The 12154-nt window shown below is 62.0% G+C and carries 10 protein-coding genes; 2 read left to right on the forward strand and 8 right to left on the reverse strand.

All coding sequences use genetic code 11. The features are described from left to right. Positions 1 to 142 precede the first annotated feature (142 nt). From pssA to H4I92_RS02550, 4 genes are read right to left on the reverse strand one after another with little or no spacing between them, the layout of a single operon-like run. Positions 143 to 964 carry a CDP-diacylglycerol--serine O-phosphatidyltransferase gene (pssA, locus tag H4I92_RS02535; RefSeq protein WP_077529094.1) on the reverse strand — a complete coding sequence of 274 codons (822 nt, stop codon included), beginning with the start codon at positions 962 to 964 and terminating at the stop codon, positions 143 to 145. 45 nt (positions 965 to 1009) lie between these two features. Beyond that, a complete protein-coding gene (gene ilvC / locus H4I92_RS02540; RefSeq protein ID WP_077529095.1) occupies positions 1010 to 2023 on the reverse strand; it encodes a ketol-acid reductoisomerase in 1014 nt (337 codons plus the stop codon). A 44-nt stretch (positions 2024 to 2067) separates the two neighbouring features. Continuing rightward, positions 2068 to 2559 (reverse strand): acetolactate synthase small subunit, encoded by a 492-nt coding sequence (gene ilvN, locus H4I92_RS02545; RefSeq protein ID WP_077529096.1) that lies wholly within the window; start codon positions 2557 to 2559, stop codon positions 2068 to 2070. Between the two features lie 4 nt (positions 2560 to 2563). Continuing rightward, a complete protein-coding gene (locus H4I92_RS02550) occupies positions 2564 to 4285 on the reverse strand; it encodes an acetolactate synthase 3 large subunit (RefSeq protein ID WP_077529097.1) in 1722 nt (573 codons plus the stop codon). A 362-nt stretch (positions 4286 to 4647) separates the two neighbouring features. Here H4I92_RS02550 and H4I92_RS02555 point away from each other — a divergent pair, with 362 nt between their 5' ends. Beyond that, complete coding sequence (locus H4I92_RS02555; RefSeq protein ID WP_077529098.1) at positions 4648 to 5103, forward strand: DUF4124 domain-containing protein; 456 nt, start codon at positions 4648 to 4650, stop codon at positions 5101 to 5103. Between the two features lie 11 nt (positions 5104 to 5114). Here H4I92_RS02555 and clpB read toward each other — a convergent pair whose 3' ends face one another. The 3 genes from clpB to rluD all read right to left on the reverse strand — a co-directional run bounded on the left by clpB (position 5115) and on the right by rluD (position 9519). Then, positions 5115 to 7691 (reverse strand): ATP-dependent chaperone ClpB, encoded by a 2577-nt coding sequence (clpB, locus tag H4I92_RS02560; protein WP_077529396.1) that lies wholly within the window; start codon positions 7689 to 7691, stop codon positions 5115 to 5117. Positions 7692 to 7789: 98 nt separating this feature from the next. Continuing rightward, a complete protein-coding gene (gene pgeF / locus H4I92_RS02565) occupies positions 7790 to 8548 on the reverse strand; it encodes a peptidoglycan editing factor PgeF (protein WP_077529099.1) in 759 nt (252 codons plus the stop codon). After that, positions 8545 to 9519 (reverse strand): 23S rRNA pseudouridine(1911/1915/1917) synthase RluD, encoded by a 975-nt coding sequence (rluD, locus tag H4I92_RS02570; protein WP_077529100.1) that lies wholly within the window; start codon positions 9517 to 9519, stop codon positions 8545 to 8547. The genes pgeF and rluD overlap by 4 nt, the downstream gene beginning before the upstream one ends. Before the next feature lie 102 nt (positions 9520 to 9621). Between rluD and H4I92_RS02575 the strand changes: the two genes are divergently transcribed. Continuing rightward, complete coding sequence (locus H4I92_RS02575; protein WP_077529101.1) at positions 9622 to 10500, forward strand: outer membrane protein assembly factor BamD; 879 nt, start codon at positions 9622 to 9624, stop codon at positions 10498 to 10500. 6 nt (positions 10501 to 10506) lie between these two features. On the opposite strand, the gene H4I92_RS02580 is transcribed toward H4I92_RS02575, so the two are convergent. Continuing rightward, a complete protein-coding gene (locus H4I92_RS02580) occupies positions 10507 to 12129 on the reverse strand; it encodes an NAD+ synthase (protein WP_218668123.1) in 1623 nt (540 codons plus the stop codon). Positions 12130 to 12154: the final 25 nt, after the last annotated feature.

Genomic DNA, 12154 nt, shown 5'->3' on the forward strand with positions numbered 1-12154 from the left:
CTCATCTAACGCTCGAAAGCGCCGCCGCTGTGGGCCGTTGCCCCGAAAGAGATGCGTATTCTACACCCGCACAGGTTGGCGTCAACACGTTTTTTGAATGATCTGGAACACCAGCAGACGCAGCCGGTGTTCCAGGCGCGCATCAGGCCTGGCGCGCGCCCTTCCTGCGCCGCAGCCGGCGCCACAGCCAGAACATCGGACCCGAGAGGGTATACACCAGGAACGCGAGAAACAGGATGACAGGCGGTTCAATGGCGATCACGGCGAACGCCAGTACCACCAGCAGTATGGCCGCAAAGGGCACCCGCCCCTTGAGGTCCAGATCTTTGCCGGAGTAGTACAGCACGTTGCTGACCATGAGCGTGCCCGCCCCGGCGACCAGGACCACCGCCAGGACATCCAGCCACCATGACTGCGCCAGTCCATGGAGACACCAGACCATGCCCGCGACCACGGCCGCGGCCGAAGGACTCGGAAGACCGACGAAATAGCGTTTGTCCACGGACCCAATCTGGGTGTTGAAGCGGGCCAGCCTGAGAGCTGACCCCGCCACATAGATGAAGGTCACGACCCAGCCAAGCTTGTCCAGATCGTTGAGCGCCCAGAAGAAGGCGACCAACCCAGGCGCAACGCCGAAAGCGACCATATCCGCAAGACTGTCGTATTCTTCGCCGAAACGGCTCTGGGTGTTGGTCAGTCGCGCAACGCGGCCATCCAGACCATCCAGGACCATGGAGACGAAAATGGCAATGGAGGCCATCGCGAAGTCACTGTTGGAAGCGGCCACAATGGCATAGAACCCGGAGAACAGCGACGCCGTGGTGAACATGTTGGGAAGAAGGTAGATCCCGCGCTTACGCACCCGGGAGCCACCCACAACCTCCTCTTCCACCACTTCAGCGCCTTCGATCTCCTCCTCTCCGGACTCAACCGCGGACGATACCTCCTGTTCAGGTTCCGCCATCAGGCCACCTCTCCCATCATTACTACCGGGCGCTGCAACACAGTCTCACTCGTTGCCGACCAGACGGCTCTTCTGCAGCCACGGCATCATGCCGCGCAGGCGGTCACCGACTTCGGTGATCTGATGCTGCTCCGCAATACGGCGCTTGGCTTTCAGCGTGGGCTGACCTGCCTGGTTCTCAAGTATGAATTCACGCGCAAACTCACCGCTCTGGATCTCATCCAGGCACTTGCGCATTTCCTTCTTGGTGTCATCGTTGATGATGCGCGGACCGCGGGTCACATCGCCATACTCGGCGGTGTTAGAGATGGAATAGCGCATGTCCGCGATGCCGCCCTGATAGAGCAGATCCACGATCAGCTTGAGCTCGTGCAGGCACTCGAAGTACGCCATTTCCGGCGCATAGCCCGCTTCCACCAGAGTCTCAAAGCCGGCCTGGATCAGTGCGCTGGTACCGCCGCACAGCACCATCTGCTCACCGAAGAGGTCGGTCTCGGTCTCTTCCTGGAAGCTGGTCTCGATGATGCCGGCACGACCGCCGCCATTGGCGGACGCATAGGACAGCGCGGTGTCCTTGGCTTTGCCTGTGGCATCCTGTTTGACCGCGATCAGTGAGGGTACGCCACTGCCTTCAACATACTGGCTGCGAACGGTGTGGCCCGGGCCCTTGGGCGCGATCATGATCACGTCCAGATCCGCACGCGGCTCGATCTGGTTGTAATGGATATTGAAACCGTGGGCGAACGCCAGGGCGGCACCCTTGCGGATGTTCGGTTCGATCTGCTGTTCGTACAGAGCTTTCTGGTGCTCATCCGGGGTCAGAACCATGACCACGTCCGCTCCGTTAACGGCGTCTTCAATGGTCTGAACCTGCAGGCCCGCGTCCTCGGCCTTCTTCCAGGAAGAGGAGCCCTTGCGCAGACCAACAACCACGTTGCTGACGCCGGATTCCTTCAGGTTGTTGGCGTGGGCGTGCCCCTGTGAGCCGTAGCCGATGATGGCCACTTTCATGCCCTTGATAATGGAAAGATCACAGTCTTTATCGTAGTAGACCTGCATTGCATTCCCCTGTTCTGAGTGTTTTTTAGATTGAAACGGGTGGTTCAGAGCGACAGCACTTTCTCACCGCGGGCGATGCCGGAGACGCCGGAGCGCACCACTTCCAGAACCCCCATGGTGCCGACCGCCTGGATGAAGGCGTCGAGTTTCTCGCCATCACCGGTCAGCTGTACTGTGTAGACCGTGCTGGTCACGTCCACGATCTGCCCGCGGAAGATGTCCACGGTACGCTTGATCTCGGCCCGCTGGGCACCGGTGGCGCGCAGCTTGATCAGCATCAGCTCACGCTCCACGTGACTGCCCTCGGTGAGGTCGACCAGCTTGACCACCTCGATCAGCTTGTTGAGCTGCTTGGTGATCTGCTCGATCACCTTGTCCGAACCCTCGGTGGTCAGCGTCAGCCGCGACAGTGTCGGGTCTTCCGTCGGCGCCACCGCCAGGCTCTCGATGTTGTAGTTGCGCTGGGAGAACAGCCCCACCACACGCGAGAGGGCGCCGGGCTCGTTCTCCATCAGGATCGATATGATTCGCCGCATGGTATCAGACCCTCTCCGTCTTGCTGAGCCACATGTCCTTCATCGAGCCCCCGGCCACCTGCATCGGGTAGACGTGCTCGTACGGGTCCACGTAGATGTCGACGAAGACGAGCTGATCCTTCATGGCGAAGGCCTTCTCGAGCACGGGCTCAAGATCCTCGCGCCGCGTCACCGTGAACGCGACATGACCATAGGCCTCAAACAGCTTCTCGAAGTTGGGCAGCGATTCCATGTACGAGTGCGCGTAACGCGACTCGTAATTCATGTCCTGCCACTGCTTGACCATGCCCAGGGCCTGGTTGTTCAGGTTGATGATCTTCACCGGCAGGTGGTACTGCTTGCAGGTGGACAGCTCCTGAATGTTCATCTGGATACTGCCCTCACCGGTCACGCACACCACCTCCTGCTCGGGCATGTGCAGCTTGATGCCCATGGCCGCCGGGAAGCCGAAACCCATGGTCCCCAGCCCGCCGGAGTTGATCCAGCGGTTGGGTTTGTCGAACGGATAGAACTGGGCGGCGAACATCTGGTGCTGGCCAACATCCGAAGTGACGTAGGCATCCCCTTTCGTGACGCGATAGAGGGCCTGGATCGCCTCCTGCGGCATGATGTTGTCGCCGTTCTGCTCGTAATGGTAGCGCGAACGGTACTGACCCCATTCCCGGATCTGCTTCCACCACGCCTCAAGCGCCTCCTGGTCGGGCTGCTCCTCGCTTTCACGCACCAGCGAGAGCATCTCCTCAAGTACCGAGTCGACGGGGCCCACAATGGGAACGTCCGCCTGGACCGTCTTGGAGATGGAGGCGGGATCAATGTCCACATGGACGATGCGGGCACCGGGACAGAATTTGTCCGTAGCGTTGGTCACCCGGTCATCAAAGCGGGCCCCGATCGCCAGTATCAGGTCCGAATGGTGCATGGCCATGTTGGATTCGTAGCTGCCATGCATTCCCAGCCACCCCAGCGACTGCTCGTCGGTGGCCGGAAAGCCACCCAGCCCCATGATGGTATTGGTCACCGGGAACCCGAGCTCATGGGCCAGGTCCGTCAGCTGCTGTGAGGCCTTGCCAAGGACCACGCCACCACCGGCATAGATGACCGGCCGGCGGGCATTCATCATCATGTCCACGGCACGGCGGATCTGGCCGGCATGGCCACGCACCGCCGGGTTGTAGGAACGCATGCTCACCTTTTCCGGGTACTCATACTCAAAGCGCCCGTTCGGTGCGGTCATGTCCTTGGGAATATCAATCACCACCGGCCCCGGCCGACCACTCTGGGCGAGATAGAACGCCTTTTTAACGAGCTGGGGAATCTCGGAGGGATGCCGGACCGTCATGTTGTGCTTCACGATCGGCCGGGAGACACCGATCATGTCGGTCTCCTGGAAGGCATCCTCACCAATGAGATGGGAGGCAACCTGACCGCAGAGCACGACCATGGGAATGGAATCCATGGAGGCGGTTGCGATACCGGTGATGGTGTTGGTGGCACCCGGACCGGAGGTCACGAGGACCACGCCGGGTTCACCGGTGGCGCGCGCATAGCCATCCGCCATATGCGTGGCGGCCTGCTCATGGCGCACAAGGATGTGTTTGACATCGTCCTGACGGAACAGCGCATCGTAGATATGCAGCGCAGCCCCGCCCGGGTATCCGTATATGTATTCAACACCCTGGTCCTTGAGGGACCGGATGAGCATTTCGGCACCAGACAGTAATTCCACGTTGGATCACCCTCTTACACAGCAATCAATGTTCAATGTCTCTTCCACTGCCTGTGCCCTGAAGAAACCGCTTCTTGTGAAAGCTGAATCGGGCTCTGTTCCACACCGCCCCGTGAGGAGGTTGGCTCCGGGACAACTGCACCCTGAGGGTAAAGGCGTACAGCGGGTTGAGTGGTATGGATGCCGAGGAATTACACTACCGGGATTGCCGCCATGCAATTCAACCGCCTACAGGCACCGTCAATTCTGACAGGGTGTGCCGGAGTGTCAACCGTAAGACCCTGCGTGACGGCACATTTTGCGATCAGCCTGTAATGGGCTAGATTCGGGAGTAAGATTGATCCATACCACGGAGCTCCGTCATGCGCATTTTCCGCCAGCTCTCCCTGCTCGCCGCCCTTACCATTGCCCTGCCGGCGGGCGCTGAAATCTACCGCTGGACCAACGAAGCCGGAGAAACCAGTTTCGGCTCGAACCCGCCCGCCGGGGTCGACGCTGAACCGGTTTCCACGGGCAGCACCAACACCATTGAAACCGGTTCAAAGCAGGCCGACGAGGAAGACAGGAGTGCCAGTACTGACAACGAGCAGTCACAGGAAGCGGAAGCTGATGGCGAAACGCAGGAAGGGGGCGGTCAGCAGGACAGAGAGACGATCCGCGAGCAGAACTGTGAAGCGGCCCGCCAGGCACTGGAGACCCTGAAGCAGAATGCCCGGGTTCAGGTTATGGAGGATGGTGAGCGCCGCTACCTTTCCCCGGAGGAAAAGGAAGCGGAACGCGAACGTTACGAAAAGATCCGGGACGAGAACTGCGACTGAGGCATAAAGCCTCAGGCCGCAGTGAAACGGAAGGCGTCGCCTTCCACGTCCGCCCGGATGGTGCTGCCCGGCTGGAATTCACCCTCCAGCAGTTGCTGGGAAAGCGGGTTTTCGATGTAGCGCTGGATGGCCCGCTTGAGCGGCCGTGCACCATACACCGGGTCGTACCCCACTCCAGCAATCTTCTTCATCGCCTCTTCGGACAGGGTCAGACTCAGCTCCTGTTCGGCCAGACGCTCGTTGAGCTGGTCGACCTGGATCTGGGCAATGCCCTCGATCTGCTCCTCGTCAAGCGGATGGAAGACCACCACATCGTCCACGCGGTTGATGAACTCGGGCCGGAAGTGGGTGCTCACCACGTCCATGACGGAGCTCTTCATCTGCTCGTACTGGCCTTCCCCGGCCATGGTCTGGATGATGTCCGAGCCCAGGTTGGAGGTCATGACGATCACGGTGTTGCGGAAATCCACCGTGCGCCCCTGGCCATCGGTCAGGCGGCCATCGTCCAGAACCTGGAGCAGGATGTTGAAGACATCGCCGTGCGCCTTTTCGACCTCATCCAGCAACAGCACTGAATAGGGCCGGCGCCGCACCGCCTCGGTCAGGTAACCGCCCTGCTCATAGCCGACATAGCCGGGTGGCGCACCAATCAGCCGGGCCACGGAGTGCTTCTCCATGAACTCGGACATATCGATGCGCACCATGGCCTCCTCGGTATCGAAGAGGAAGTTCGCCAGTGCCTTGCAGAGCTCGGTCTTGCCCACCCCGGTCGGGCCGAGGAACAGGAAGGAGCCATTGGGCCGGTGCGGATCCGACAGGCCAGCCCGCGAGCGGCGTACCGCGTTGGCCACGGCACTGATGGCCTCCTCCTGGCCGATCACCCGCTCATGCAGGCTCTGCTCCATGCGCAGGAGCTTGTCCTTCTCGCCCTCGAGCATCTTGGAAACCGGGATACCGGTCCACTTGCCGACAACCTCGGCGATCTCCTCGTCCGTCACCCGGTTGCGCAGCAGCGACATCTCCATCATCTCCGCCTGGCTGGCCCGGTCCAGCTGGCGCTCCAGTTCCGGAATCTGGCCGTACTGGATCTCGGACATGCGCTGGAGATCCCCGGTACGCCGAGCGTTGTCCAGCTCGATGCGCGCCTCTTCCAGCTGCTCTTTCACCCTCTGGGCGCCGTGGAGCGAGGCCTTTTCGGTGTTCCAGACCTCCTCGAGATCCGCGTATTCCTTCTCGAGATCCGCGATCTGTTCCGAAAGCTCATCCAGGCGTTTCTTCGAGGCCTCATCCTTCTCCTTCTTGAGCGCTTCGCGCTCGATCTTGAGCTGGATCAGGCGCCGTTCAAGCCGGTCCAGGGATTCCGGCTTGGAATCCATCTCGATCCGGATCTGACTGGCCGCCTCGTCCACCAGGTCGATGGCCTTGTCCGGCAGCTTGCGGTCCGTGATATAGCGATTGGAAAGCTTGGCTGCGGCGATGATGGCACCGTCGGTTACCTCCACGCCGTGATGGACCTCATAGCGCTCCTTGAGCCCGCGAAGGATGGCAATGGTGTCCTCCTCGGTGGGCTCGTTGACCATCACCTTCTGGAAACGGCGCTCCAGGGCGGCATCCTTCTCGATGTTTTCACGGTACTCATCCAGGGTGGTCGCCCCCACGCAGTGGAGCTCGCCCCTTGCCAGCGCCGGCTTGAGCATATTACCCGCATCCATGGAGCCTTCGGTCTTGCCCGCGCCGACCATGGTGTGGAGTTCGTCGATGAACAGGATCACCTGCCCTTCTTCCTTGCCAAGCTCGTTCAGTACCGCCTTAAGGCGTTCCTCAAAGTCGCCGCGATACTTGGCGCCGGCGAGGAGCGCGCCCAGATCCAGTGCGAGAACGCGCTTATCCTTCAGGCCATCGGGAACCTCACCATCCACAATACGCTGGGCCAAGCCCTCGATGATCGCGGTCTTGCCCACACCGGGCTCACCAATGAGAACCGGGTTGTTCTTCTGGCGGCGCTGCAGTACCTGGATGGTACGGCGGATCTCATCATCCCGGCCGATCACCGGATCCAGCTTGCCGTCCCGGGCCCGGGCGGTAAGATCCGAGGTATACTTATCCAGTGCCTCACGGTTTTCCTCTGCCGAGGGATCGTCCACGGTCTCACCTCCACGCATGCTGTCGATGGCCTGGGCCATTGAGTCCTTTGTTACACCGAATTCCCGGAAGACCTTACCCAGGGGGCCCTTGTCCTCGGTTGCAGCAAGCAAAAAGAGCTCACTCGAGATGTAGCCATCACCACGCTGCTGGGCGAGCTTGTCCGTCATATTGAGCAGACGGCCCAGCTCCTGGCCCATCTGGACATCGCCCTGGTTGTCCTTCACACGCGCCAGGTTGTCGATCCCATCGGCCACCGACTGCCGGAAGCGGTTGGGGTCCACCTCCAGCTGCTGCAACAGCCCGCGGGTGCCGCCGTCCTTCTGGTCAAGCAGCGCCTGCATCAGGTGCAGGGGCTCGATGGTGTTGTTGTCATTCCCGACCGCCAGTGACTGGGCATCCGCCAGCGCGTTCTGGAGCCGGCTTGTCATCTTGTCGATTCGCATCGATTCGTTCTCCCACTGTTCCAGCAACCGTATGGTGCCATCACCAGCGGTTACTCATTTTGGCTTTGTGAGGAGATATTGGGGCGTTTACCGGCTCTTCAAGCGTTGTCAAGCCAGATCAGGGATGCCATGCGCCCGGTGGTGCCGTCGCGACGATAGGAGAAGAAATCCGCCTCATCCCAGAAGGTACAGGCACTGCCACCAAAAACATGGTTGACCCCCGCGGTCTCCAGGCGCTGGCGGGCAAGGCCGTAGAGGTCCGCATACCAGGTTTCACCCAGCGGGGAAGCCGGGCGGAAGTGCCCTTCTGCTTCCGGATCCTCCGCGGTGAAGGTGGCCCGTACCTCATCACCCACCTCAAAGGCTGAGGGCCCGATAGCAGGCCCCAGGTACGCCAGAACACGCGAGGGGTCCGGGAAAACACCCAGCGCGGATTCCAGCACGCCCGCCGCAAGTCCGCGCCAACCGGCGTGGGCCACTGCAACCCGGGTGGCGCGGTCATCACAGAACAACACCGGGAGGCAGTCCGCCGTCATGACCACACAGGCCTGGCCCCACTGATCCGTCCAGGCCGCGTCCGCCACTGGCGTCTGCTCTACGGCCGGCACCGGCACCACGCGGTTACCATGAACCTGCTCGAGCCAGTGGAAGGCTGCGGGAACCAGCCCGCTGATCCGGGCCAGCTTCGCGCGGTTGGCACGCACGGCCGACAGATCATCCTTCACATGGAAACCGAGATTAAAGCTGTGCCAGGGGCCAGTACTGAAACCGCCACGGCGCGTGGTCACCAGGGATCGAACCCCGGCGGGCGCGGGCCAGTCCGGTACGAAGGCGCTTTCGTCAGACACCATGATCATGAGGCGGAACGCCTCTCCACAAAGGCGGACAGGGCGTCCAGAAGTTCCCGGAAGTCCGCGGGCAGCGGCGCTTCCCACTCACAGAATTCGTCGGTGGCCGGATGCGCCAGCTCAAGGCGGGCCGCATGTAGGGCCTGGCGACGGAATCCATCCAGCACGGACCGCAGTTGCTCATCGGTTCCTCTGGGATAGCGCATACGACTGCCATAGACCGGATCACCAAGCAGCGGATGCCGGATGTGCGCCATGTGCACCCGGATCTGGTGGGTACGCCCACTTTCCAGCTGACAGCGGATGTGACTGAAACCAGCCATGCGGCTGACCAGCCGGTAATGCGTAACCGCCGGGCGGCCATCAGGCACCACTGCCATTTTCTTGCGCTGCCTGGGATGCCGCCCGATGGGCTGCTCAATGCGCCCACCTCCGGTCAGCTCCCCGAGGCAGACCGCCTGGTACTCACGCCCCATACGCCGCTCCTGAAGCTGGGCCACCAGGGATGTATGCGCCTCAAGGCTGCGGGCCACCACCATGATGCCGCTGGTGTCCTTGTCCAGCCGGTGCACAATCCCCGCCCGGGGAATACGCTCCAGCTCCGGGGCATGGTGTAGGAGCGCGTTGACCAGTGTCCCCGCCTCATGGCCGGCGGCCGGGTGTACCACCAGACCCGCCGGCTTGTTCAGAACGATCAGGTGCTCATCCTCATGGATGATGTCCAGGTCGATGGGCTCCGCCTCCCAGGTGACCTCCGCCTCGGTTTCAGCAGCCACCTCCACCCGGTCATCCACCAGTACCCGGTCCCGCGGCCGGCGCTTCTCGCCGTTGACCGTCAGTTCACCGGAACGCACCCAGCCCTGGATGCGCGAGCGTGAATGTTCCGGCATCAGTCGTGCCACGGCCTGGTCCAGCCGCTGGTCGCTGAGTTCCGGCGGTACACTGAAGCTTGCCTCGATGCGTTCTGTGCCGCTTGTCATGGATTGCGCTGTCCTGCCCTCTGCTGGTTCCGAATCATGATCCCGGCCGTTACAATGGCCGTCAACTCACACCCTTTTACATCACAGTATACAGGTAATCGCATGACGCGCCGGTCACTGCCCAAATCCGAAGGTTCCATCCAGCGCACCGCAGGCCGGGTTCTCGCGCCCGTGCTCACGGCCCTCCTGCTGGCCGGCTGTGCCAGCACTGGGGAGGAGACACAACCCGAGGAGGAGTACTACGAACAGGCCCGCAGTTCCATGAACGCCGGCAACTTCGAGTCCGCCCAGCAGAACCTTGAGGCACTGGAGACCTACTATCCCTTCGGCCGCTATGCGGAACAGGCCCAGCTGGACCTGATCTATGCCCGCTACCAGAACCTGGACCTGCAAGGCGCACGGAGTGCAGCAGACCGTTTCCTGCGGCTGAATCCCCAGAGCGAGAATGCGGATTACGCGCTCTATATGCGGGGCATTGCCTCCTATTACATAGACCTGGGACTGGCCGCGCGCTACTTCCCCATTGAGGTGGACGCCCGCGATCCCGGCCAGCAGCTCCAGGCCTTCGAGGACTTCTCCCAGTTGGTCAGTCGCTACCCTGAAAGCCAGTATACCGCCGACGCCCGCCAGCGCATGATCGCCATCCGCAACCGGATGGCCGGGCAGGAGCTGGCGGCCGCGGAATACTACATCAAGCGGGAAGCCTATATTGCGGCCCTGAACCGGACACGGACCGTGGTCGAGGAGTACAGCCGCACCCCGGCGGTGGAAGAGGCCCTGGTGATCATGGCCGAGATGTACGCCCGCCTGGGGCTGAATCAGGAACGGGAGGACACCGCGCGGGTGCTCGCCAGCAACTTCCCGGACAACCCGGCACTGGACGAGGACGGGAACTTCACCCGCCAGACGTTCGGCATCCGGGACCGCTCCCTGGCCAGCGTGCTGACCTTCGGGCTCATGGGTGGCCCGGAGGAGGAGTGACGGGCCTCAGTCGCCCGCCCTCCAGCGGTTGGTGATCGGGTAGCGCCGATCCCGACCGAAGCCGCGCCGGGTAATGCGGGTACCGATGGGAGCCTGGCGGCGCTTGTACTCATTGATGTCCACCAGCCGCACCGCGCGCATCACATCCACCCGGTCATACCCCTCGGCAATGATGCCCTCGGCACTGACATCCTGCTCCACATAGCGTTCCAGTATGCGGTCCAGAACCTCGTACGGCGGCAGACTGTCCTCATCCTTCTGGCCCGGCGCCAGCTCCGCCGACGGTGGGCGCTCAATGATCCGCCGCGGGATGGCCTCCTCTTCCCGATTACGCCAGCGCGAAAGCCGATAAACCAGCGTCTTGGAAACGTCCTTCAGAACGCTGAAGCCTCCAGCCATATCGCCGTAGAGGGTGGAGTAGCCCACGGCAAGCTCGCTTTTGTTGCCGGTGGTCAGAACAAGGCTGCCGAACTTGTTGGAAAGACTCATCAACAGGGTGCCACGGATCCGGGCCTGAAGGTTCTCCTCGGTGGTATCCACGGCGCGATCGCCAAAAGGTTCAGCCAGTGTCTCCATGAAAGCGTCGTAGATGGATTCAATGGACAACACCCGGTAGTCAACACCCAGACCATCCGCCATGCGCTCGGCATCCTCCAGACTCATACCGGAGGTGTAGCGGAACGGCATCATCACTGCCGAAACCCGGTCCGCGCCCAGTGCATCCACCGCCACCGCCAGCGTCAGGGCTGAATCAATCCCGCCGGAAAGGCCCAGAACGACCGAAGGGAAACCGTTTTTGTCGATGTAATCGCGCAGGCCCACGCACAAGGCCCTGTAAGCCAGGGTATCCTCGTCAGGCTCAGCTGCCAGCTCCGTCTCCGAGAGGCAACCATCAGCCCCCAGCTGGACGAGATGCAGCGCCTCATCAAAGCGCGGCGCCCAGGCGCACTCACGCCCCTGGCCGTCAAAGGCCAGTGAGCCGCCATCAAAGACCAGTTCATCCTGACCGCCCACAAGGTTCACGTAGATGATGCCCAGATTGTGCGCACGGGCCAGCGTGGCCAGCCGCTCCCGCCGCTCCGGCTGGCGCTCCAGGTGGTAGGGAGAGGCATTCAGGTTGATCAGCAGACGGGCGCCGTTATCAGCCGCCGTGGCCGCCGGTCGGTCGTGCCAGATGTCCTCGCAGATGGTGACGGCCACGGGCAGGCCACGGAGTTCAAACACGCTGGTAGCCGTTCCGGGAACAAACCACCGCTTCTCGTCGAAAACATCCTGGTTGGGCAGGTACTGCTTCTCGGCATGCCCGAACACCCGGCCGGAGTCCAGCACCATCGCTGCGTTGACCAGGCCTTCCTCCGTGACCAGGGGAGCCCCGAAGATCAGGATGACCTCCGGCATGTTCTCCGCAATGCGCTCCACCGCACGCTCCACCCTGGGTCCCAGGCTCGGCCGAAGCAGCAGGTCTTCCGGTGGATAGCCCGTCAGTGCCAGTTCCGGGAAAACCACAATATCCGCCCCGTAAGACTGAACCGCCTCATGGGCCATCGAGAGAATGCCATCGGTATTACCGGGGATATCTCCGACCGTGGCATTGAACTGGGCCATCACGACCCGCAAACCCGCTGTCATTCCGCTGTCTCCTGTCACCATGGGC

Source organism: Vreelandella halophila, assembly GCF_019903425.1.
Classification (GTDB): domain Bacteria; phylum Pseudomonadota; class Gammaproteobacteria; order Pseudomonadales; family Oleiphilaceae; genus Halospina; species Halospina halophila.